The organism is Arthrobacter sp. EpRS71, assembly GCF_001512285.1.
Classification (GTDB): domain Bacteria; phylum Actinomycetota; class Actinomycetes; order Actinomycetales; family Micrococcaceae; genus Arthrobacter.
The window spans coordinates 15,911-37,439 of the sequence record NZ_LNUV01000003.1; the positions used below are offsets into that span (position 1 = coordinate 15,911).

The following is a 21,529-nucleotide window of genomic DNA, read 5'->3' on the forward strand; positions in this document are numbered from 1 at the left end:
GCGGGAGAACCCTCATGAAAGCCTTCGTCCTCACCCACTACAAAGAACCGCTGCAGCAGCGGGACGTCCCCGAGCCTGTTCTCGGAGATCATGACGTTTTGGTCGACGTGAAAGCAGCAGGCCTGAACCAGCTGGACGAGAAGATCAGGCTGGGGGAGTTCAAGCAGATCCTTCCCTACAAGCTGCCGCAGGTCCTTGGCCATGATGTGGCGGGCGTCGTCCTCCAGGTCGGAGCAAGGGTGCGGTCCTTCAAAGCCGGCGACGAAGTGTTTGCGCGCCCCGGTAATGACAGCATTGGCACGTTTGCGGAGCGCATCGCCGTCGCTGAGGAAGACCTGGCCATCAAGCCGGCCACCATCAGCATGGAAGAAGCAGGCTCACTTCCGCTGGTGGCGTTGACCGCGTGGCAGGCGCTGGTGGAAAGGGGCTCCGTCCGGCCAGGCCAGAAGGTGCTCATCCATGCGGGTGCAGGGGGAGTGGGATCCATTGCCATCCAGCTCGCCAAGTACCTCGGGGCAACGGTGGCCACTACCGTCAGCGCCGGGAACACGGACTTCGTGCGGGAGCTGGGCGCGGACGTGGTGATCGACTACCGGACCGAGGACTTCGCAGAGATTCTTCATGACTATGACCTCGTCCTGGACAGCCTCGGCGGCGAGAGCCTTGAGCGCTCCCTCACCGTCCTGAAGAAGGGCGGCAAAGCCATAGGCATCGCCGGCCCGCCGGATGCCGGCTTCGCACGCCAACTGGGCGGAAACCCAGTCCTGCTGGCCGCCATGACCATGCTCAGCAGCGGCATCCGGCGCAAAGCCCGCCGCTTGGGGGTCAGCTACGAGTTCCTCTTCATGCGCGCTGATGGTGGCCAGTTGAGGGAAATAGCGGCTCTCATCGATGCCGGAGACATCAAGCCGGTAGTGGGGCGGGTAGTCCCGTTTGATCAGACCTCAGAGGTCCTGGCCGCGCTTGATAAGGGCGGCATCCGCGGCAAGACCGTTGTTAGTCACCTCTAGCCACAAACACACAGACAGGACAAACCTCTTGAGCACTGAACAGCACAACTACTTCCACGCGCCCACCAATACCGTCACAGCTAACGGCATCAGCTACGCATACCGCGAGATGGGGCCCAAAAGTGGGGTTCCGGTAATTTTCCTGATTCACCTCGCCGGGACCATGGACAACTGGGATCCGCGCATCATCGAACCCATCGCAGCGAAGCACCACGTGATCACCTTCAGCAACCGCGGAGTCGGCGCCTCCACGGGAACCGTACCGGACAGCATCGAAGCCATGGCTGACGACGCTGCCACCTTCATTCAGGCCCTTGGCTACTCCACTGTGGATCTCTTTGGATTCTCACTCGGCGGCATGATCGCCCAGTCGCTGGTGCTCAAACACCCCGGCCTCGTCCGGAAACTTATCCTCGCCGGCACGGGCCCCGCCGGTGGGAAGGGCATTGAAAAGATCATCGGCACCACCTATCTCGATGTCCTCCGGGGAACACTTACCCGACAGGACCCCAAAGAGTTCCTGTTCTTCAACCGCAACACCGCCGGCAAACCCGCAGCGAGGGCGTTCATTAATCGACTCAAAGAACGCACCACTAACCAGGAGGCGCCCATCAAGCTCGGCGCATTCCAGACGCAACTGAAGGCCATCCGCACGTGGGGACTGTCGCCGTCGGCCGATCTTGGCGTGATCACCCAACCGACGCTGATAGCCAACGGCGACAACGATCGAATGGTGCCCTCGGTACTGTCCAGCGACATGCATCGAAGGATTCCCGGCAGCGAGCTGGTCATCTACCCCAACTCCGGGCACGGCGGCATTTTCCAGTTCCACGACAGGTTCGTCCCCGCAGCCCTCGAATTCCTGGGCCGCTGATTTGTCGGTCCGCTGATACGGTAGCTAAATGCAGCCTGCGCCCCCAACACTTGGCCGACGTGAGCGGAATAAGCAGGAAAAGCTTGACCGCATCACTGCGGCCGCGCGAGAACTTTTCACCCAGTACGGAGTGGATGAGGTCACCACCCAGCAGGTGGCCGAAAAGGCCGACGTCGGATCGGGAACCTTGTTCCTGTACGCGAAGACCAAGGCGGAGCTGCTGCTGCTGGTGCACAACGCCAAATATGCCCAGGCGCTCGCCGCCGGGGTGGATGCAGCGGCAACTGAAGTCGCGGTGCTCGACGCGGTGATGGCCATCATTCGCCCCATCATTGAATGCAACCGCGTTCAGATCGAGAACGGCCGCACCTACCTCAGGGAAATCGTCTTCGGTGATCCCGCTGAGCCGCACCATGCAGAGGCTTTGTCGCTCACCATCCAAACCGAGGCGGCAATCGCAGAGGTTTTCAGCCGGGAAGAGCATTTGGTTGCCCGTGGGCCGGAGAAGCTGGCGCGGATCGTCTCATCCATCATGTTCATCAGCATGACGTCCTCGGCCACCATCGAAATGACAGACGCCCAGGTTGGCGACGAGATCCGGGATCAGATCAGCGTGCTCCTGGGCGCCTGACGTCTTAGCTTCGCGGGCCTTAGCGCTTGAGGAACTCCTCGTGCTGGCGGTGTGCTTCCTTCACCTGCTCGCGGATGGTCTCCACGTCCTTGGCCTTGTTCCGGTACTTCAGCGGCATCTGGACGATCTGTGCCTCTTCGGCCGTCAGCGCGCGGTAGATACGCTCGCGCTCGTTGGCATCAGCGGTGTAGTCCAGGTCCAGATAATCGACGGCGTGACGGCGGGCATTGTTGATGGCCGTCTGGGCCTTGCCCGCAGGGCTGATCAGTGAGAGCACCACGGTGACGACCAGGACGCCGATGATGACGCTCAGCGAGAGGCCGGTGGTGATCTCGATGACGTTGACGTGTTCTCCACCGTTGATAAACGGCAGGTTGTTCTCGTGCAGGGCGTGCAGGATCAGCTTGACGCCGATGAATGCCAGGATGGCTGCCAGACCGTAGGAGAGGTAGATGAGGCGATCCAGCAGTCCGTCGATCAGGAAGTAGAGCTGGCGCAGACCCATCAATGAGAATGCGGTAGCTGTGAAGACGATGAAGACGTTCTGCGTGAGGCCGAAAATCGCCGGGATGGAGTCCAGGGCGAAGAGGATGTCTGTGCCGCCGATGGCCACCATGACCAGCAGCATGGGAGTGAGGGCCCTCTTGCCGTTGACCACGGTGAAGAGCTTGTCGCCGTCGTACTTATCCGTAGTGTGGAAGAGCTTCTTGGCGAGCCGGATGATGAAGTTGTTGGCTTGACCGTCCCCGTGGTCGCCGGGCTTGAGCAGGTTGCCTGCCGTCAGCAGGAGGATGAGGCCGAAGATGTAGAACACCCAGGCGAACGAGTTGATGAGCGCGGCGCCAAGGAAAATGAAACCGGTGCGGGCGATCAGGGAGAACACGATGCCGAACAGCAAGACCTTCTGCTGATCTTCACGCGGCACCCTGAAGCTCGCCATGATGATCAGGAACACGAAGAGGTTGTCCACCGAAAGGGCCTTCTCCGTGATGTAACCGGCGAAGTACTCGGACCCCATTTGGCCGCCGCCGAAAATCAGGACGAGGATGCCGAAAACTATCGCGAGTCCCACATAGATGGAGGACCAGATGGCCGCTTCCTTCAGCGAAGGGACGTGGGCCTTCCGGATGTGGAAGAAGTAATCAAAGGCCAAGAGCGCCAGAATGACGACGATGGTGATGCCCCAGATGAGGGGAGAGACGGTCATGTGATCCTACTTTCGTGAGGCGCGCGATTGGTGTTGCTCACCGAGGGTCAAACTCGTGGTTTAAATTTACCGGGACTGGCGGGGTTGTTGGTAACTCGACTGCCATGGGAAAGTACTTGACAACTTGGAAAGTACTTTCTTAGGGTGGGGGTATCGATCCGCACAACTTTGGGGGAACCATGAACGAGACCACCGGCAACATGTCAGCAGCCGAAGCACGGGAACTCCTTGCACGGGCTGATTCACTGGGCGCCTCCTCCATCAACGCGGCAGCTTGGCCGGTGGCTGTAATGTTCACCAGCCTCGCGATTATGGGTTCCCTGCTGATGATCGGGATGCACATTGTCCTGGTCGGCGGCTACGGCGCGGCGCTGTTGGCCTGTTCCGTGGGAGCCTGGGGCGCAATTACTGCGAGCATCTGGCCAATGTTCCAACGGTCCACCAAGGCTGGTTACACCAAGCGCTTCCTGACATCTCTTCTGGGGTACTTCGCGCTCTATGTGGTGGCCCTCTTCTGCGGCGCGTATTTCTTCCGGGACGGCAACCTCTGGTTCTATATCCCCGCCGCTATCGCCCTGGCTGCCGTTGGCCTTGCGGCCGCGTTCCGCGAGCTGCGCGCATGACCACGCCGGCGGAACACCCGCGGCACCAGCTCAATGAGGTAGTGCACTCGCCGGTCCGGTTCTCCATCATGGCCGCCCTCTCCAAGGCGGAGTCATTGGATTTCAAAGACCTGAGGGACGCGATTCAGGTCAGCGACTCGGTGTTGAGCAAACAGCTCTCGATCCTGGAGAAGGCCGAGTTCGTAAAGATTAAAAAGAGTTTCGCCGGGAAGATGCCGCGGACCTCGGCCAGCCTGACGGGAACCGGGCGGGACGTGTGGGCGGCGCACTTGCAGACGCTCCGGGACATCGCGGGCGGCTAGGTTCTTCCGGCCAGCTCAGTTCGCGCTGCCCTTGCGGAGTTTCCCGGGGCTCGCTGGGAGGGTGTAGGTGGCGTTTTCTGCGATGTAGGTGATGATGCCAATAGGCGGATACAAGATGCGATCGTTTCTGTGGCGCTTGGCTAATTCCAATCCGTCGATGGCTCCACGCGTACGCCTCCAGATCTTCACAAGCGAAGCGAAACTCTCAACAACGCTGTCGCGATCCGGAACCAGCGCGTCGTCAAAACTCAGTCGGAAGGAGTTACCTGACCGTGGGTCTTGATCGCCGTCAACTACCGAGAGATCAAAGGGCTGCCACGCGACGATCGCCCTAAAGCCAGGCTGGCCGTTGGTGCCGATTCCGTCCGGGCCGGCTGCCGCCGTCGTGCTTTAACTGAAGTACGACGGCGGAGGGTGACTTTGGTGCCGTGCTTAGCTGACGCTGACGAGGACTTGGGTAGGCGGGGAGGCCGGGCCAGCCCTTGCCCATGCCGTTGAGGGCTTGCTGCCCCAAGGGCCTACCTTTGGAGTCCACTCGAGCTAATCTTCAGTCCAGTACTGGGCAGTGGGATTCATTTTCGCGGCCAGTTTCCAAAAAGCGTCGTCCTTCATGTCGAACCAGCCATCTCCATCTTTGTAGAAGATGCCCTGCGTGAATGCGACGGCAAGAGTTGCAAGCATGTCCCGGATGGAGCTGTGCATGAGCTTGTTTTTAACGTTTTCGAAGTTAAAGTCGTATACCGGCTGATGGTCGATCGCCGAGCAGTCTACGAATACATAGCCCCCAGAGTTGTCTTCTAGAAGTGGAAGCCACGATGAGTTCTCGTGGTACTCGTTGACGAATCGGTCGTAAGTTTCCAACGCTTCACGAAGACTTAGAAGGTAATAGCCGGGCATCAAATACATGTCGTTCAAAAGTACGTCCGGGTTTGAGTTTGTCCCATCGTGCCATCCGTAGAGCGCAATGAGATCTGCGCCGGGCAGAAGGCCACGTGCTGTGAGTTCTTCGGTAACGGTTTGGGCGGGAAGTCCAGGCCTCAGCAGTTTTGATGCACCAAGTTGCAGTTGCGCCAAGGACTCATCGATGGTCGTCATCGAAACGGTCATGTCATGTTTCATGGAGCAAACCTTGCACAGGGTCTTCATTGATGCCAGCACCAACGGCCGGTGGGCTCCAGGCCTAAATACGGCGTTTGAGGACACGGCTCCAGATCTAAGTGGCAAGGCTACAAGATATGAAAACACCTGCCTCAGTTGACGCCGTTCTTGACCCAGTGTCCTTGGTGGGGCTTGTTGAAGGACATTTCCGCATATCACTCGAAAACATAGGCGGCGGAGTGTGCCCTTGGGCCAGGCGCTGGCCGACGTGTGGGCAGTCGTTCAGTTGTGGCCCAAACCCCACGTGGAGGGTTCCAAGGTCATCAGCGAATCCGGCAAGATCCAGAGCCCGCGGTTGTTCACTGGTTCGCCGTTCCAGGTCGTGTCCACCTCTTGAGCTCCGGGCAGGCTGTATCGACGAAACGAATGATCACCTGCATGGCGTTAGGTTCTTCACCCCACCCATCGTCGTACGCGTCATAGGCGTCGTCGAGGTCAACCAACTCCTGGGCAATGGGGTGACCTTCATGGCCGACAACCCTGTGCGCCCACGATGTGAGTTCCCGTATCCGCAAGTTGCCTTCGATGGCTCGGCGGGCGTAGAAGTGTGCCGCAAAGAGCTTCGCTTCGTCGCCGGTCATCTCAACTGCTGCCAAGCCAAGCTCATTGAGGGCATCGTCGATGAGATCTCGAAGCTCGAAGACGTTGATGTGTGGCGAAGCTCCGGCAAGCTCTCGGAGTCCCTGGCCGTCGTGCCCTTCGACCAGAGCTTCGGTCGCAGCCGAGATCGCGGTCGTTGCAGCGTCCTGCCTAATAACCCACAAAGCTCTTGCCGAAATCAGGTCGATTGCAGCCGAACTGATTTTCTCCATACCACTGCCTCTCGACGACCTTGGAGTTTCTGGGTCAACTTATGGTGCCTTGGCGCATGGGCATTAGGTAACTCTTCGGGTGGGGGTGCGTGGCACCTAGACGAGGCTAGAGACTACTCATTTTGGCTCTTTTGGGCACCTAGTTTCAGTGAAATCGCCACCTAGTTTGCCTTTTTTCGTCTGTGCAATCATTCGACGGGCGCAGGCTGTGCGAGTCAAAGCAAGATCGTTCTTCACTAGGAGCAATCATGATCCTGAAGCAGATCAGCAAGATAGCAGCGGCCCTGGCAGTCAGCGCCGGATTGGCCCTTACGGGGCTGACTCCCGCCAACGCAACTGAACCTGCGGGTCCAACGCGAGCTGCCGTCGTTGAGATTCCGGCGGACGCGAAAAGTCCGGCGCCGCCTGAACCAGCGGGACAGTACTACTCGTTCTGCACCAATCTGGGTTTGTCGTTCAATTGGTCCAGCAATGATCCTGCCACCTGTCCGGGATTCCTGGACGTGTATATTGGCGGGCAGCAAGTGGCGCACCTGAATATTGGTGGCAGCCCAGGGACCATGCTCTGGAGTTGTGCGCTGGGCGTGGGCGGCGCCATGGTAACCGTGTTTGCTCCCGGTGGCGCGGTAGTCGGGTGGGCGCTGGTTCAAGTCATTTCCGGCATCGGACTGACCCTGATGGGCTGCGCCGGTTGGTAGCCTCCTCGTTCTCGAATTGCGGCAGGCAGGAGGACACATGAAAAGTCCACATCCCATTCAAGTCGTGGCGTTTTTCTTATGGCCGTCAATTTCGCGTTGTGGCAGCCGTTCGTCTGGTGGCGTGCCGGCGCTGCAGTTCTCATGCTGGGGTTCGGCTGCTATGGCGTTTATGTGTTGCGGCGCAGCAAGCGACAAGAGTCCAGTCCGGAGCCTGACGAACTTGAGTGATGGGGAAGCTGGCGATGGCCTGTGGTCAGACGTCTGCGGGCCATCTCCCTATTACTGGGTGTTTTTATCCGGGCGAAGGCGGTTCTGCAGATCCGGGTCACCTGAGCCGGCGACGAACCCGAAGTCGTACTTTCCGTTGTCCGGCCGGGCCTCGCGCTCCAGTCTCAGGATGGATGTCGGTGTAATGAGGGTTTTCGCAATCCCGCTTTCGGTTTCGAAGGTGAAGGACCCAAAGATCGTAGGGTCCGTGCGGTCCCTGAGCAGGACTGTCGTGTCCGGGCCATGTACTTCGGAAGCGACCGGGTGATAGCGGTCCATGTGCCGGCCCCAGATTGGTAAGGACCAAGGGAATGACAGCTTGACGGCTTCAGGGAAGGAAAACGGGATTTGGTCGATGGACAGGCCGTAGGGATCATCCACACCGTCGGTCCGGATGATCAGTCTTTGGGGGTCGAAGGTTCGGGTGCTTCCGTCCGGCATTTTTTGGGCGGACCAGATGAAACCCCTCGGGACCACCGAGATGGCGTACCGCTCGACGTGGTTTCCGCTCTGGCAGTAAGAGATGCCGTCGTAGGACGTTCCGTCCCCGCCGCCCATAGCCTTACCGATCGCGATCGCCAGGTTCTCAGAGGAAGTGTCCACGCCTCATCCTTGCACGAGCCCGCTTAGGAGGGTTCGCCGTCGTTGTTTGTTAGCAGGAATTTGCGCAAGAGGTTGGCGAGCTGTGTGCGCTCGGTCTTGGACAGTCCGTCGAGCATCCGTTGCTGATTTTCCACGTGGTGCTCCACCACGTCGTCCACCAGAGTGCGACCCTCGGGGGTGAGGCTGATCAGCAACTGCCGGCGGTTTTCGGGGTTGGTCTCTCTGTGAACGAGCCCGCGGGTGACGAGCCTGTCCACGCGGTTGGTCATGGCCGCGGAACCGATCATGGTGAGGCTGGCCAACCGCCCGGGTGTGAGCGGAGCTTCGGCGGCCGATCTGCGGAGCGTTGCCAGGACATCGAACTCCCACGGTTCCAATCCGAACCGGTTCATGAACTTCTGTACGTCCAGTGAGGCCAGGCGGCTGGCCCTGTTCAGCCTGCCCAGGACGCCCATGGAGCTGACGTCCACGTCGGGCCGCTCCTTGTTCCACTGTTCAAGAATCAGGTCTACTGCGTCGCGTTCCATTGTCCTCCCATGCTTGACCTCAAACAGTACAGCACCTACATTGTCCTACATCAAATAATTCGACATCGAAATGTATGGAAATGAACAATGACTAAAGCGTCCCCTCGCGACCTCTTCATCACCGCCCTGGCGCCGATGGTGTGGGGCTCCACGTATCTGGTGACTACCGAGTTTCTCCCCGCCGACCGACCTCTCCTCGCCGCTACCGTTCGGGCCCTGCCGGCTGGGATCGTGCTGATGCTGGTCACTCGGACGTGGCCGCGGGGGAATTGGTGGTTCAAAGCAGCGGCGCTGGGCGCGCTCAATATAGGGCTGTTCTTCTTCCTGCTGTTCTTCACCGCGTACCAGCTACCCGGTGGTCTCGCCGCACTGGTGATGTCCGTGCAGCCGCTGTTCGTACTCTTCCTGGGCGTGCTGCTTCTGGGGGAAAGGATCCGCCTGATGCACGTGGTTGCCTGCGCGGTCGGAGCAGCCGGTGTTGGCTTGCTCGTCCTGCGGTCCGACGCGACGCTTACTTTTGTGGGTGTGCTGGCCGGGATGGCGGGGGCGCTGAGCATGGCGGCGGGCATTGTCCTCACCAAGCGCTGGGGAAAGCCCGACGGCGTGGGGCTGCTTGGGTTTACCGGCCTGCAGTTGGCGATGGGTGGAGTAATGCTCCTGCCGGTGACGCTGATGGTTGAAGGTTTACCGGGGTCGGTTACTTTGCCTAATCTTGCGGGCTTTGCGTACTTGAGCGTGATCGGAGCTTTGGTCGCTTATGCCGTGTGGTTCAGGGGGATCCAGCGGCTGCCGACGATGGTGGTCTCGTTCCTGGGATTCCTGAGCCCGCTAGTTGCTACGGTGCTGGGGTTCATGTTCCTGGGGGAAATGTTGTCGGGGTGGCAGATCGTGGGAGCGGGGCTGGTGCTGGGGTCGGTGGGTTTGGTGCAGGGGGCTGGGAGTCTGCGGTAGGCCTTGCGCTTCCCAAGGGCGAACAGGTTCAGGTGAAACCAAATCGCTGAGATAACCCGCAAAGGTGATACGCGCCCGCGGCGCGCCTACGCTGCTCATGACGTCGTTTGGGCTCGGAGATGTATCCCAATAGCACTTGCTTGGAGGTATTGTCCCGCCCGCATGGTGCCGCGGGGATTTGAGGCTGGCTTCTGACAGCGTGGGAGTAATGCTGAATATGCCGGGTTACCTCGTTGCATAGGGGCCGGGGTGCCGTCACTGGGAGCCTAGTTAGGCCGTCCGATCCGTGGAAGGGGATTGGCGACAGCAGACCATCGGGAGTTCTCGGAGGTGCTGATGCTCACTATTTGCAAGTGGTGCTAGGAAATCGGCGTTCGGTGGGTGGTTCCATAGGCATTTTCCAGTACTAGGGGGCGGATACCTTTGAATCTACGTGTCGGGAGATCGCCGCTACGGGCTGGGCCGGACTTCATTGCGACGAGGTCTTGAAGTGGAACACCTAGACGAGCCTAGCGATCACTCACATGTCGGCTGTTCACCTCCTAATTTGGGTCGTCTCGCCACCTAGATCGGCTGCTTCTGCCCGTGCATGCAGCCCCGGGGTGCACTCTGGACTGGTCAATGCAAAGGCGTTCTTTACGAGGAGTAGTTATGATCCTGCTGGACAACTTAGGGGTCTCCCACATGGGCCAAGTTCTCACCGCGATATGTGACGTCGGCTGGCCTTCTCATTTGGCGCCAGTTCGATGCGCGGTTCCCGGCCAGGACTTGGTAACCTGGTCAGACTATGAGTGACGAAATCCGGGGAGCAATGCGAACCCCCATCCCAGTGATAGACCTGTTTGCCGGTCCTGGAGGTCTCAACGAAGGATTCTCCAGCATGGGTGAGGAAGACGGCGACCCGATCTTTCAAACAGTTGGATCCTTCGAGATGGAGCCGAACGCAGTTGCAACGCTGACGCTTCGATCGGTCTTCAGGCACCTCAAGCGAAACGGTGGGGTGCCGGAGTCGTACTACAAGTACATTTCGGGGTCGAAGTCTTGGGAGGACTTTAAGGAAGAGCCTAGAGTTGCCGCTGCTCTTGAGGTTGCGACGGCCCATGTTCACGAGATTGAACTTAGTGAGGCAACTCGCGAGGATGTCGCGCAAAAGATTAAGGGTGCACTGGCAGCTGCATCCAATAACTCTGACGGAGACTGGGTACTTATCGGGGGGCCGCCCTGCCAAGCCTACTCACTTGCAGGACGGTCCCGTCGGACGAATGACAAGCAATTTGCCTTCGATAAAAAACACTTCCTCTATGAAGAATATCTAGACATCATCAAGCAATTTGCCCCTGCTCTCTTTGTGATGGAAAACGTGAAAGGCTTGCTCTCCTCTACCAATCATGGCGTCGGAATGTTTGGCCAGATTCTGCACGATCTGCAACATCCGAGTTCTTCCCTGACGTACGAAGTCCGTTCACTTGTAATCGATAGGAAGAGCGGAACTCTCTCTCCGAAAGACTTCGTGATCCCCGCAGAAGATTATGGCATTCCACAGAAACGTCACCGTGTCATTCTGTTAGGAGTCAGATCAGACGTTGTCGAGAGAACCAACCGCGCCGTCCTAGAACCGAGTTCTAGAGTTACGGTCAAAGATGCCATTGCAGATCTGCCGTTCCTGCGTTCAAAGATCTCGCCGAAGCGTCATGACAGCCAAGAGAATTGGGACACCCTTCGGAAACGTGCTCTCGGCCGTCGCGATCAGCGTTCTGCTGAAGTCGCGTCTGCATCGGCTGATTCGGGCCCGGACCAAGTGGGGCAGCAGGTGCAGGAAGATGGCCGCCGCGCTGCTGTTATTAGATATCGAAAGTGGATTGAAGACGATGCTTTGGTGTCGCCGCTGCAGCATGAGTCCCGTAGCCATATGGAATCGGATATTGAGCGTTACGCACACCTTGCGTGGAAGGCCGAGGAACTGGGTAAGAGCCCCAAGTTCGCGGACCTGCCTGAAGGCCTTGAGCCCAACCACAAGAACATCGGCGGAGACAACACACCGTTCCTGGATCGATTCCGGGTTCAGGTGTGGAACGAACCATCGACGACGATCGTCTCGCACATATCCAAAGATGGGCACTACTATATTCATCCAGACGAGTGCCAGATGCGAAGCTTGACGGTGCGCGAAGCTGCAAGGCTGCAGACGTTTCCCGATAACTATTTCTTCGAAGGCTCGCGGACAATGCAGTTCCATCAAGTCGGAAACGCGGTCCCACCACTCTTGGCCAGGCTCATAGCAGAGAAGGTGGTCGAAACCCTGCGTCTCGATGGAACTGAGGATGTGAGCGAAGACTAGAAGTCCGAGAATCCTCTCTCTCTTGCTTTGTGTAGGGTCGCGACAAGGCGGACGCTTTGACGCACTGATGGGAATCCGTTCTTACGGCCGGTTACCAAATCGAGGATGCCAATATCCGTTGGCCCCGCGACGCGATTGGCGATGGCGAACGTGCGCAGGCTCTCCCACTCCGCCTTGGTGGTCGACAAGACTTGCGTCTGTATGTCAATGCCGTTGTCTATCTTCTGAGTAGCCTTGGATGTGGTCTTGGCCTCCGCTCGGACGGACGAATCGATGAGCTCCTTCGTGAAGCTCTCTGGCAAATCGAATGGCGCGGCTCTCACTGTCTCCCAGCATGTCGCCGACTTGGCCCATTCGGTTACGTTCGCGACGCGGCGAGTCGGTGACGTGAGGGAGCCGGCCACGAGTTTTCCGACTGAGAGCGCAGTCGTCGTCATGGCCTCGGTCAACGTTTGTTGCTGCCAAATTGCCGCGAAGTTGAGGTGCTTTCCGGGGGCCTGCCTGCCAATTTCGAAGGCCAACTTTGCCATCGTGTATGTGACGATATTCGCCAAATAGCCCTTGTCGTACCAGTCTGCCTTGGCAACAGAACGTCGGATTTCCTCGTACATGATCGCTTTGGCGACGAGGTCCCGGAAATACTGTTCGTTGATTTCTTCGTTGGAAGTCTCCCATATCCTAGCGATACCTTCGGCGAAAGCCACAAAGTTCTTTTGTGCACCGGCACTAACGACATATGGTTTTTGATCCCATGAAACCGCATACTTTGCCGCGTCTGTCTTGGTGAAAACCTGGCTTCGCGGATAGGTGGCCGCAAACTTGGTCGCATCGGTAGCGGAGAGCTTGTTTTTTTCGTTGAGGTACTGGCCGCGGGTCCGCTCGTAATACCACTTAGTGTGGTAGTTGACGCCAGGGCGAGCAGGGACGAGCAACCTTCGCGAGAGCTCTTCTAGCCGAATATGGAACGGGCTATTTGAGAAGAAGTCTGCCTCGCTGACGCGGTTCTGGCTGTTGGCGAAGCGCGAGATCTTTGGAACGAGGTCAACGGCCTTCTCTGGGTCTACGACCACGAGTTTCATCGGCACGAACACGTCACTGAGTACCGAGTCTTTGGCGTTTTCCCTCGCCACGTAGAACAGCGAAGCAGTGGTCTGTCCACCGTTCACAATCTGGAGGTCAACGAGGGACGTTGCTCTGAGCCCATCCGAAGTCCGCGTTAGGCCCGTGGCGGTGGCGGTGATGCCGTTGTTGTACGCCATGAACATCTCAGGTTCGGACAGAATTGTCGTCTTGATACCCTTATTGACCTTGCCCCGCCCGCTTAGAAAAGATCGGACGTTCCCTTCGAGAAGTCTGCTTCCGTACTGCGCATACAGGTCGGCAACGAGGGCGCCGGGGACGGCAGCCATATACGTAGCGAAATCCGTCGAATCACCGCTAATTTCTAGTATTGGCAGCCCCTCCGGTACCCACTTCGTCAAGTTGATCTCGAGGGCTTCACGGCCTTGTTGGGACTCCTGAACTTGGTGGAGTCTTTGCAGGTCCCAGAGGTGGAAATCTACGGGGACCCCGTTAAGAGTCGACGATGGGACTCCCTTGATACGGTCGCTGAGTCGGCCATTGGTGACGAGGTAAAGACGGTAACGCGAGACCGCTCGTCCCCGGTGGTGGAGGTCTGTTGCGAGCTGATATGCGGCTGAGCTTTCTTCTCTGCCAGCCGTGAAGTGTCCGGAAACTGCTTCCGATAGAAAGTTCTCGAGTGCTGACAGACGTTTTTTGGCGTCGGTAGCAGTGACCACGTCGATGGAGTCGGAGTTCGAGTGCAGAAGAACGGCGAGTGAGACCGATTCGTCGGCATCGTCCAGATCGTACGCGTTGACGGCAAGCTTTTTGTTGCGTTGACCAGACCCTTCAAACTGTATCACCGTAAAGTCTTCAACTTCACCGGCTTCGGCGAAGCGTTCCGACACCTCTGCCATGAAGGCCATAGAGGTGTAGTCGTTATCGACTGCTGCGCGCGCGTTGACCGTGTTCTGCAGGTCCAAGTAGAAATCATCAAGATTCATTCGACGAAACCTTCAGTTCTGCTGTAGGTAGCCCCAGCTGTGAAAAATCGCATTCAAAGGGCGCTAGATCCGCCAGATCCAGGGAGTAGGAGACGCGGTTGACGCCTGCTGGAAGCATGCGGGGCTCGATCCGCGGAAAGGACTCAGCTACTTCCAGATATCGAACGCCTGTCGGCAGGAAGTGCATGTCGGCGTAGACGTCGTCGGTTCGATCGAAACGGAGTTCGGCGAGACGGTTCACAAGTTCAGACTGCGCAACGCCAGCATCTTGCAGAAGTCGGTCCGTTCGGTCGAGGAGCGCAGGAATCGTCAGCGCCCCTGGGGTCTCTGTCATGGCGTCATCAGCGGCCACGACGCAGACGAAGAGGCGCTCATCCGGCAGGCGATTGAGCTGGTTTTCCGAGGAAATCTGAATGCGTCGAGCGTGACTGTGAACAGTTTTCACCTCAATCAACGGCCCGCCAGGGAACTGAAAGTCTTGGTCACTTTGGAACGGCCCACGCCAGGCATCCATTACGTGGCGGATGGAGCAATCTGGCACTAGGTTCGAGAAGCCGACCCAAAGTTCGCCGAAAAGGCCCCGCGCAGCTTCCAAAGAGAGCCGCTGACTCGCCGGAGCCTGAAGGAGGGTCCGCCACTCCTCAACACTGGCAATGAAGGCTGCAAGCCCTTGGGCTTCAGAGCTGGTCTCGGAGACACGATCCACGATATGCGCGCAGAGCTGGACGAAGACGTCTGTAAATCTGGGCGCCTTGAGCGTAAGCAGGAGTACCCAATGGCCGTCAATGCTTCTCTGAGTGCGTGTCACATCAACGGCATCTGACAGCTCCGGAATAGCCGGCTTGAGGCTGCTGATGGAACAGAACATCGGTTGTCCAGCTTGGTCAGTGCCACAGACGAGGCGAAGATCGAGATCCGGATCGACTTCAAGTGTTCTGGGAAGCCGTTGCTCGATGGCGCTCAACCATGTGGCTTCGATGGGATTAGACATCGTCATCCTCGTCAGTGCCGGAGTACTCTACGAACCACTGTTGCTGAGCGACAGTGTTGATGAGGTAGCGAACGTCGCCGTCGCGGTTGTTGACGTCGAGGCGGTTCCCCGGAAACGCCAGCTTGATGCCAACGATTTGCTCTTGTTCAATGTTCGCGACTTTTTTACGATCCTTTTCTGGCAATTCCTTGAAGTTAGGCACCAGAACATAGACAAGCAAGGTTGGCCTCGGAAGGTGCTCGTAGATTGCTGATTCTGGGACTTGCTTTCCCGGGTACTCCTGCTTGAAGCCTTCGGTAAGAGAGTCATCGGTGGCGGTGTCGAGTATTTTTCTGAGGTCGTCGCTACCTGCCAGCCTGCTACTTTTTCCTGACACGAGCAGTTCGTCAGCGGCTCCGACGGTCATAGTTCGGGTCGGTGGATGGATCTTCACACCGCCAAACGTTTCTTCGGAATCGGCCGTCTTTGTACCGTTGACGAAGACTACATCCCACTTCGAGAACTTGGCCGTCTTGTTGTTCTTCACAAACTTGCTGATGGCGTTGCCGTAGAACAGTTCGTCCATCCTGTGTGCTGTGTATTCGTCAAGGAAGGCGGCGACCAAGCTTTGCGGGACGTCAGTGAAACGCGGGTAGCCACGTTGGGTTTGACCGGGCCGGCCAAACGTTCCGACGAGTGCCTCAGCCAGAGCGATGGCAGCATCCCTGTTTTCCTTTATGGTCGTTTTTCTCGGGTCGAGCCGTGAGGTTTCAATGCGCCGCCCGATAAGGCTGATGACCTTAGGCTCCACTGCGGCCGACTTGGACTTATTTTTTGCCGTGATCAGAAGTGCTCCAGGATGCATGCGGATAGACAGCCCGAAATCCAGGGGGGTCAATGACTGGCGCTGCATGAGTTTCAGATCCGAACGTAGTTCAGCTACAGCGTCAGCGATAAACCGGTAATCAGCTGCGACTCCAGGATCGATCCAGATGCGGCAGAGGTCTTCGTATTCGTCCCGATAACCGAACCAACGAGCCATCTGCATCATGGTGTCGGCTGCACGGACGTTTCGGTAGTAGTAACTCACCATGAGGCCTTCGAGGGTGAGGCCGCGGCTGAGCACGTCGCCACCGATGGCGATGACGCGCTTTGGCATTTCAGCGCTTTGCTGCTGTTCCTTCAGGAGCTTTTCGGTGTCCGAGTTGAATGTCCTGACAGTAATTTCGTTGGCTGAGCTCGGGAGCGCAGCCAAGACTTCCGACCACGTAGGCCCAGCAGCGGAGTAGAACGTTTCGAAGGTTGACTTCAGACCATCGATAATGTGGTTTTCGACGCCCTCTGTGTAGAGGATGGCGTGGGCTTCGAGTGCATTCTTGATGTTATCGAGTTCATGCTTCACCAAGTCGTGCAAGTGCATCTGAACTCGCTTGAAACGAGAAACGTTGATGAGCATCGAGCGGCGTTTGTCTTCGTGGCCTCGAAGATCACGAATGGCGTTCGCTACAACATAGACGCGGATGGCAGTCTTTAGGCTGTCAGGGATGGCGTGGATGGCATGGTACTGCTTGTGCTTGAGCGGCAGTAATGGCTCGACGTCGTGGAGATCTATGACGCTCACTTCATTGATGTCGTCCTCGGTCCCAAAGACCTTATCGGCTCCCACATAGTTTGTGGGAGCCTCCAACCCGTAGACGAAGTCCTTCGGAAACAGGTCGGGGTGAACTTCGCCGTCCTTGACAGTCTCGGCCTCGTGGTCGATGAGGATATTGGCGAACGGAGTCGCCGTAATGGCGACATATGAGTTCCGAGAAAACTTTCCTAGGAGCTTACGAATTAGGAAGTTCGTCTTGGTCGGATCGTCTTCCTTGCCGGTGTTTACCGAGCCGTAGTCTGATTCGTCGTCGACGAGCAAGAGAGGCAGATCGATCCGGCCATGAGACTTTGGCTGGTCGTTCGTCCAGTCAATGAGCGCTTTTAGGACATGGACGTTCTTCTTGACGACGAAGATGAACGGGTTGGGCGATTCCTCGGACACGCTGATGCTGGTGGCATCCTTACTGGCTTGCAGAAAGTCCTGGACAACTGTCGTCATTCCGGTTGCGTACGTCAATTGTTTGTTCAGCCGGCCGACTCCAACAAACCTATCGGCGGCGGTTCCCGTTCCTGACCTAGAAACGTTTCGGCTTGAATCTTTGCCCAGAAATCCTTCGTCAACACGAATCTGTGTTTGCTGCCTCAGGGACTCCGTATTGCCAGCCAAAAGTACGACCAAGCGGTAGCCCGCGTCGGCTGCCTTGTTGAGCAGACCCAAGTACGTTTGCGTTTTGCCTGACTGCACGTCACCGATGATTAGGCCTTTTCGGTCCCAAGGTCCAAGCAGCGTCGGGTCTCCGACGTAGTCGAGGATTTCGTCAGTGAATTCCTCCATCTTTTCGAGGACTCTTGGAGAACGATTGTTGTTACGTAGCCATTGCTTGTAGGTGAGCCACCGAGTCCATTCGATGTGATGCTTTTTTGTCGCGAGCCAAGGCTTGAAATCCTTGTCGGTGATTCCGACACCGATCTCGACGTCGATACTCAATTTGCTCACAAGCCGTCGGTGAACTGCTGTGATGTCGTTGTCAGAGACGTCGGGAGCTACGACAGGGCGGAAATTTTCCAGCTGGTCGTGTAGGTGAGACTCGCTGTATGTGTCATCGCTGAGCAGAGCGCTCACCACGGTCTCAAGTTTTTCCATCTGAGAGCGGATGACACTGGGGTCGGTGGCGGCATGGCTAGTCATTTACGACCTTCCAAAGTAGTTCTGCAGGGGCGGATGCGAGAGCGAAGGGTTCAATCGAAGCCATAGCTGAGACAAACTGCTCCGAGTCACCTCCGCTTGCTTTGTGTGCTTTCCAAAGGGCCGAGGCCAAGCCTTCGAGTTCTGGAGCGGACGGCTGAAGTGGTGAGTGGCTCTCGTCTTGGCCGAGTCTGTTGTACGCGTCCTCAACTGGGAAGGTCGATTCCAGAAGCGAAAGCACCGCCGACAGTTGCTTCACATCGTTGGGACTCATCTGCTCGGCCAAAATTTCCAAAGCTGGGTGCTGCCGATTGATCTCATATCTGAAGGTGCCCCGATCATCGACTACGTTCCACACGGGACTCGTACGGGACTGTTCTTGGACGATGCGGCCACGGTAGAGGTGGACACGTTTGCTCGGCTCTACGATGCGCCCCGCGATCCGGCGAAGATTGTCCCGAATCTGCGGTGGTGGGGCTGCTGAAGCCTTCTTAATGTCCAAAGACCACAAGTGATCCAATGTGTTCGGGATATCGACTTTGACTCTGGCGAGTTTCCCTAGATCGTCCTTGGGTGCTATGCGGAACCAAGTACCCCAAATGACCAACCGCTTGCCACGATAGATATAGAAGCCCTGGCTGTCCCTGACCCGGCCTGCGACTTGAGCCCGCTTCTTTTCTGCGGTCGTCATCAGGTTTAGATGCGGCAGCGTGTACGGCTGGACGTCAATTCGTTCCCCGTCGACGGAGAAGGACTCGGATGGGCCGAGTTGGGTCGCCTTGTTGGACTCCAGGAAGGGATCGGAGCCTTGTACAGGTGTGCGGTTCAGCGAGATACCGAAGCGCAGACCGTGTTCGCCTGCAAGAAATCTATGGAATACAAGTGCTAAGTGGCTTTTGACATCCATCATGGCTGCATCGAACGATGAGCTGAGATCTCCAACGGTCGCTTCGAGCCGGTCAAGGTTCCGCCAAATGACGAGCGTCCCCGAAGTGAGCCCGGCGAGTTCGTTGAATCGGGGGAGCTCCTGCAATTCATCTTCAGCTAGGACGAGGAGGCTCCAGGATTGCTGTTCGATCATGTGATCGATGTTCCATTCGAAGCCGCACAGGACGCCGTCGTGCTTCGAAACGAGTACCAAGTCTCGGCACTGCGACAACGACGCCGTCTTCAGTCCGAGTCCAAAGCGTCCCAAGTCCTTCGGATTTCTCGACTTCATCGGGCTGGCACCCGCTAGGCGCATCGCTTTGATGGCATCCTCAGCCGTCATTCCCTTGCCATCGTCGACTAAAGCGACGTACGGATCAGGCTGATCGCCGAAGAATATGTCGACGTTGGTGGCCTCGGCGGATATCGAGTTGTCTATGAGGTCAGCAACGGCTGTCTGAAGTGTGTAGCCGACGGCGCGCATGGACTCCATGAGATGCGGATCCGGCGGAAGGATTTGCTCGGTTGTCACTGACCCCCCAGTTGTAGTTCGTGCCGTCAACGTTGCCCAGCACTTTGGATACTAGCTGGCAGCAACGGCAAAGTATGTTTTATCAGTCTCCTGGGGACCGGGCCGGTCATCAGTCGTCGAGCAGGGACGGCTGAATATAGGGTGCTACTGGGCTTCGAGTACCGTTGGTCCGGGTGGTGAGCGATCGAAATTTGGCCAAATTGTCCACTACTGATTGGGCCAGATCGAGTATCTCTGAAGGTTTGGGCATTTGCAGGGAATCGTCCTCTTGGGAGCGTTTCTTCTGAGTGCGGAATTGATGTTCACAGGCCGGAAATTCGCTCAGCGATACGTCTGGTATCTAAGCCCACGCCACCGACTATCGCGGAGTAGTGGCGGGTCAGCCAAGGGAGGCCAACGACGTACAAGCCCGGAATCTCTGTAGCGCCCCGCGAGTGTCGTGGGTAGCCCCACTCATCGACTAGTGGGTGGACGACGAAACCGAAGTCGAGCTTGAACCCAGTTGCCCACAAAACGGACGTGATATTCGCACCGGCGAGGTTCAGCTCAGTTTGTTCTGACGGGAGCCAGTCATCTGGCGGCGCAGGCGGCTGCTCCGGTGCGTCGATCCCTGCCGCCGCTATGTACGCATCAATCGCCCTTCCCGAGCGCTGCGCGAAGATCGACTCAACTGTGCCAAGACGCTCAGGGACGTCGTCGCTGAAGGTGATGTCGCCGTCGTCGATGGTTTCCAGGTGACCGTGCAGGTGCATGCCGCGGCGCCCGAGTTCGCGGAGGTGGATGCTGTGGCCGCCGTCTATGCCGGAGAGCAGCGGGTTGGGCGCGAAGCGTAGGGCGGGGGAGGGGAGCGCTTCGGTGGTGAGGGCGTTGACGCCGTAGTCGGGGCCGTGTTTGCCGGTTTCGAGCATCCAGTAGATGAGGTCTTGGCCGCGGTATCGTCGGGGCGCTTCGGGAACGATGGAGACGGAGAGGTGGACCTCGCGGCCTGCGGCGTGCAGCTCCTCGGCAATCTGCCCGCCCGATTGGCCGGTGCCGACGATGAGCACTGCCCCCGCCGGGAGCTGCGACGGATTGCGGTAGTGGTGAGTGTGGAGTTGTGTCACGCCGGCGGGAAGTTTGGCGGCCAGTGCGGGGATCTTAGGGACTTGGTAGGCACCCGTTGCGAGGACCACCTTCCGGGCCCGCAGGTTTCCGAGCGACGTTTCAAGGGTGAAGCCACCGTTCGGTGCTGAGGTCAACCCGGTCACGTCCACACCCGTGTGTACTGGAGCGGCGATCAGTTCGGCGTACCGCCTGAAGAGGTTCACCACGGCGTCCCGGGAGATGAACGAGTCCCGGTCGTCGCCGACGTACGGCATCCCGGGGAGGTCCAGGGCAAGGTTTGGGGTGTTCATGTAGAAGCTGTCCCAGCGGTCCTGGAATGCGCCGCCAAGTGAGTGGCGCCGATCCAGGATCTGATGCTCGACGCCCAGTTGCGTGAGCCAATAGCTCGTCGTGAGGCCGGCCTGGCCCGCGCCGATGATGACCGTATCCGGGGTCGGTCCCATGGGTGCACTTTACGCCTGGCAGTGCTTACAGAACAGGCAGCAGCGGAGTGGGATCCGGGACCTGGTCAGAGCCGCTTCGTCTCGTGAAATCGGCCGTCCAGAAACATCCGATAGATAAATGTTCCCCAGCACTAGCCATATGCTCAAATCTCTGTAGACTAGTTGGTGTTGTTGTGTTTGGCATTTGGTAGTTCAGGCAGTCCCCACGATCTTTCCGGATCGTGACTTTCTGAAGTAACTGTGGAGAACACCCCACACCCGGAGACCCGAAAGTCGGGACAATCTCCACCTTCAGTAAGGACTGAAAAAATGGCTACAGGTACCGTAAAATGGTTCAACTCCGAAAAGGGCTTCGGCTTCATCTCTCCTGAAGATGGCAGCCAGGACGTTTTCGCTCACTACTCTGCGATCAACTCCTCGGGTTACCGCTCCCTCGAAGAGAACCAGAAGGTTTCCTTCGACGTCGAGCAGGGCCCCAAGGGTCCCCAGGCTGTAAACATCCAGGCTGTCTAGTCTTCGGATAACGCAAAAAGCAGGGCCGGTCACTGACCGGCCCTGCTTTTTTGTCTGCCCTTATGGGTTATAGGACAAAACGTGTGTAAATCTCGGGTGTGTCATGTGCGGCCTGCCCATCCTTTGCGATGCCAGAGTCCTTCGTCGGCGCTGAGTCCGGTGCTGTAGAGCTCGGGGCCGGGCTTCTGCTC

19 protein-coding genes are annotated in these 21,529 nt (G+C 57.9%); 9 read left to right on the forward strand and 10 right to left on the reverse strand.

Annotated elements, in window-relative coordinates; genetic code table 11:
• The first annotated feature begins 14 nt into the window (after nt 1-14).
• Genes AR689_RS03005 through AR689_RS03015 form a run of 3 tightly spaced genes read left to right on the forward strand, consistent with a single transcriptional unit; the run spans nt 15 to nt 2,515 of the window.
• On the forward strand, nt 15-1,010 hold the full coding sequence (locus AR689_RS03005) for an NADP-dependent oxidoreductase (protein WP_062066633.1): 996 nt from the start codon (nt 15-17) through the stop codon (nt 1,008-1,010).
• Nucleotides 1,011-1,038: 28 nt separating this feature from the next.
• On the forward strand, nt 1,039-1,884 hold the full coding sequence (locus AR689_RS03010) for an alpha/beta fold hydrolase (RefSeq protein WP_062066636.1): 846 nt from the start codon (nt 1,039-1,041) through the stop codon (nt 1,882-1,884).
• A 28-nt stretch (nt 1,885-1,912) separates the two neighbouring features.
• Nucleotides 1,913-2,515, forward strand: a complete 603-nt coding sequence (locus tag AR689_RS03015; RefSeq protein ID WP_062066638.1) for a TetR/AcrR family transcriptional regulator — start codon at nt 1,913-1,915, stop codon at nt 2,513-2,515.
• 19 nt (nt 2,516-2,534) lie between these two features.
• On the opposite strand, the gene AR689_RS03020 is transcribed toward AR689_RS03015, so the two are convergent.
• A complete protein-coding gene (locus tag AR689_RS03020) occupies nt 2,535-3,722 on the reverse strand; it encodes a TerC family protein (RefSeq protein ID WP_062066641.1) in 1,188 nt (395 codons plus the stop codon).
• Nucleotides 3,723-3,901: 179 nt separating this feature from the next.
• Here AR689_RS03020 and AR689_RS03025 point away from each other — a divergent pair, with 179 nt between their 5' ends.
• Complete coding sequence (locus AR689_RS03025) at nt 3,902-4,345, forward strand: hypothetical protein (RefSeq protein ID WP_062066644.1); 444 nt, start codon at nt 3,902-3,904, stop codon at nt 4,343-4,345.
• Entirely contained in the window at nt 4,342-4,647 is a 306-nt protein-coding gene (locus AR689_RS03030; RefSeq protein ID WP_062066647.1) for a winged helix-turn-helix domain-containing protein, read from the forward strand. The genes AR689_RS03025 and AR689_RS03030 overlap by 4 nt, the downstream gene beginning before the upstream one ends.
• A 540-nt stretch (nt 4,648-5,187) precedes the next feature.
• On the opposite strand, the gene AR689_RS03035 is transcribed toward AR689_RS03030, so the two are convergent.
• Nucleotides 5,188-5,766, reverse strand: coding sequence for an SMI1/KNR4 family protein (locus AR689_RS03035; protein WP_156424519.1), 579 nt, complete (start codon nt 5,764-5,766; stop codon nt 5,188-5,190).
• A 338-nt stretch (nt 5,767-6,104) separates the two neighbouring features.
• On the reverse strand, nt 6,105-6,617 hold the full coding sequence (locus AR689_RS03040) for a hypothetical protein (RefSeq protein ID WP_062066653.1): 513 nt from the start codon (nt 6,615-6,617) through the stop codon (nt 6,105-6,107).
• Between the two features lie 248 nt (nt 6,618-6,865).
• On the opposite strand from AR689_RS03040, the gene AR689_RS03045 reads away from it, so the two are divergent.
• A complete protein-coding gene (locus AR689_RS03045) occupies nt 6,866-7,315 on the forward strand; it encodes a hypothetical protein (RefSeq protein WP_062066656.1) in 450 nt (149 codons plus the stop codon).
• A 279-nt stretch (nt 7,316-7,594) separates the two neighbouring features.
• Here the strand turns inward: AR689_RS03045 and AR689_RS03050 are convergent, their stop codons facing one another.
• On the reverse strand, nt 7,595-8,185 hold the full coding sequence (locus AR689_RS03050; protein WP_062066659.1) for a hypothetical protein: 591 nt from the start codon (nt 8,183-8,185) through the stop codon (nt 7,595-7,597).
• A 23-nt stretch (nt 8,186-8,208) separates the two neighbouring features.
• Nucleotides 8,209-8,712 carry a MarR family winged helix-turn-helix transcriptional regulator gene (locus AR689_RS03055; protein WP_062066662.1) on the reverse strand — a complete coding sequence of 168 codons (504 nt, stop codon included), beginning with the start codon at nt 8,710-8,712 and terminating at the stop codon, nt 8,209-8,211.
• An 87-nt stretch (nt 8,713-8,799) separates the two neighbouring features.
• On the opposite strand from AR689_RS03055, the gene AR689_RS03060 reads away from it, so the two are divergent.
• Both AR689_RS03060 and AR689_RS03065 read left to right on the forward strand, forming a co-directional pair.
• Complete coding sequence (locus tag AR689_RS03060; RefSeq protein ID WP_062066666.1) at nt 8,800-9,663, forward strand: EamA family transporter; 864 nt, start codon at nt 8,800-8,802, stop codon at nt 9,661-9,663.
• Nucleotides 9,664-10,543: 880 nt separating this feature from the next.
• Nucleotides 10,544-12,001 (forward strand): DNA cytosine methyltransferase, encoded by a 1,458-nt coding sequence (locus AR689_RS03065; protein WP_231745425.1) that lies wholly within the window; start codon nt 10,544-10,546, stop codon nt 11,999-12,001.
• On the opposite strand, the gene AR689_RS03070 is transcribed toward AR689_RS03065, so the two are convergent.
• From AR689_RS03070 to AR689_RS03090, 5 genes are all read right to left on the reverse strand, one after another.
• On the reverse strand, nt 11,998-14,067 hold the full coding sequence (locus AR689_RS03070; protein WP_062066669.1) for an AIPR family protein: 2,070 nt from the start codon (nt 14,065-14,067) through the stop codon (nt 11,998-12,000). The two genes, AR689_RS03065 and AR689_RS03070, sit on opposite strands and share 4 nt — an antisense overlap.
• Nucleotides 14,057-15,058 (reverse strand): PD-(D/E)XK motif protein, encoded by a 1,002-nt coding sequence (locus AR689_RS03075; RefSeq protein WP_062066672.1) that lies wholly within the window; start codon nt 15,056-15,058, stop codon nt 14,057-14,059. Before AR689_RS03075 ends, AR689_RS03070 begins: the two co-directional genes overlap by 11 nt.
• Nucleotides 15,051-17,822 carry a Z1 domain-containing protein gene (locus tag AR689_RS03080; protein ID WP_062066675.1) on the reverse strand — a complete coding sequence of 924 codons (2,772 nt, stop codon included), beginning with the start codon at nt 17,820-17,822 and terminating at the stop codon, nt 15,051-15,053. The genes AR689_RS03075 and AR689_RS03080 overlap by 8 nt, the downstream gene beginning before the upstream one ends.
• Nucleotides 17,815-19,278, reverse strand: coding sequence for an ATP-binding protein (locus tag AR689_RS03085; protein ID WP_156424521.1), 1,464 nt, complete (start codon nt 19,276-19,278; stop codon nt 17,815-17,817). The genes AR689_RS03080 and AR689_RS03085 overlap by 8 nt, the downstream gene beginning before the upstream one ends.
• A gap of 302 nt (nt 19,279-19,580) precedes the next feature.
• Complete coding sequence (locus AR689_RS03090; protein WP_062066681.1) at nt 19,581-20,825, reverse strand: flavin-containing monooxygenase; 1,245 nt, start codon at nt 20,823-20,825, stop codon at nt 19,581-19,583.
• Between the two features lie 309 nt (nt 20,826-21,134).
• Here AR689_RS03090 and cspE point away from each other — a divergent pair, with 309 nt between their 5' ends.
• A complete protein-coding gene (cspE, locus tag AR689_RS03095; RefSeq protein WP_024819996.1) occupies nt 21,135-21,338 on the forward strand; it encodes a transcription antiterminator/RNA stability regulator CspE in 204 nt (67 codons plus the stop codon).
• Nucleotides 21,339-21,529: the final 191 nt, after the last annotated feature.

Coding starts and splice junctions, on each gene's coding strand:
- AR689_RS03005 (WP_062066633.1), top strand. CDS start 15: ATGAAAGCCTTCGTCCTCACCCACTACAAAGAACCGCTGCAGCAGCGG.
- AR689_RS03015 (WP_062066638.1), top strand. CDS start 1,913: ATGCAGCCTGCGCCCCCAACACTTGGCCGACGTGAGCGGAATAAGCAG.
- AR689_RS03020 (WP_062066641.1), bottom strand. CDS start 3,722: ATGACCGTCTCTCCCCTCATCTGGGGCATCACCATCGTCGTCATTCTG.
- AR689_RS03025 (WP_062066644.1), top strand. CDS start 3,902: ATGAACGAGACCACCGGCAACATGTCAGCAGCCGAAGCACGGGAACTC.
- AR689_RS03030 (WP_062066647.1), top strand. CDS start 4,342: ATGACCACGCCGGCGGAACACCCGCGGCACCAGCTCAATGAGGTAGTG.
- AR689_RS03035 (WP_156424519.1), bottom strand. CDS start 5,766: ATGAAACATGACATGACCGTTTCGATGACGACCATCGATGAGTCCTTG.
- AR689_RS03040 (WP_062066653.1), bottom strand. CDS start 6,617: ATGGAGAAAATCAGTTCGGCTGCAATCGACCTGATTTCGGCAAGAGCT.
- AR689_RS03045 (WP_062066656.1), top strand. CDS start 6,866: ATGATCCTGAAGCAGATCAGCAAGATAGCAGCGGCCCTGGCAGTCAGC.
- AR689_RS03055 (WP_062066662.1), bottom strand. CDS start 8,712: ATGGAACGCGACGCAGTAGACCTGATTCTTGAACAGTGGAACAAGGAG.
- AR689_RS03060 (WP_062066666.1), top strand. CDS start 8,800: ATGACTAAAGCGTCCCCTCGCGACCTCTTCATCACCGCCCTGGCGCCG.
- AR689_RS03065 (WP_231745425.1), top strand. CDS start 10,544: ATGGGTGAGGAAGACGGCGACCCGATCTTTCAAACAGTTGGATCCTTC.
- AR689_RS03070 (WP_062066669.1), bottom strand. CDS start 14,067: ATGAATCTTGATGATTTCTACTTGGACCTGCAGAACACGGTCAACGCG.
- AR689_RS03075 (WP_062066672.1), bottom strand. CDS start 15,058: ATGTCTAATCCCATCGAAGCCACATGGTTGAGCGCCATCGAGCAACGG.
- AR689_RS03080 (WP_062066675.1), bottom strand. CDS start 17,822: ATGACTAGCCATGCCGCCACCGACCCCAGTGTCATCCGCTCTCAGATG.
- AR689_RS03090 (WP_062066681.1), bottom strand. CDS start 20,825: ATGGGACCGACCCCGGATACGGTCATCATCGGCGCGGGCCAGGCCGGC.
- cspE (WP_024819996.1), top strand. CDS start 21,135: ATGGCTACAGGTACCGTAAAATGGTTCAACTCCGAAAAGGGCTTCGGC.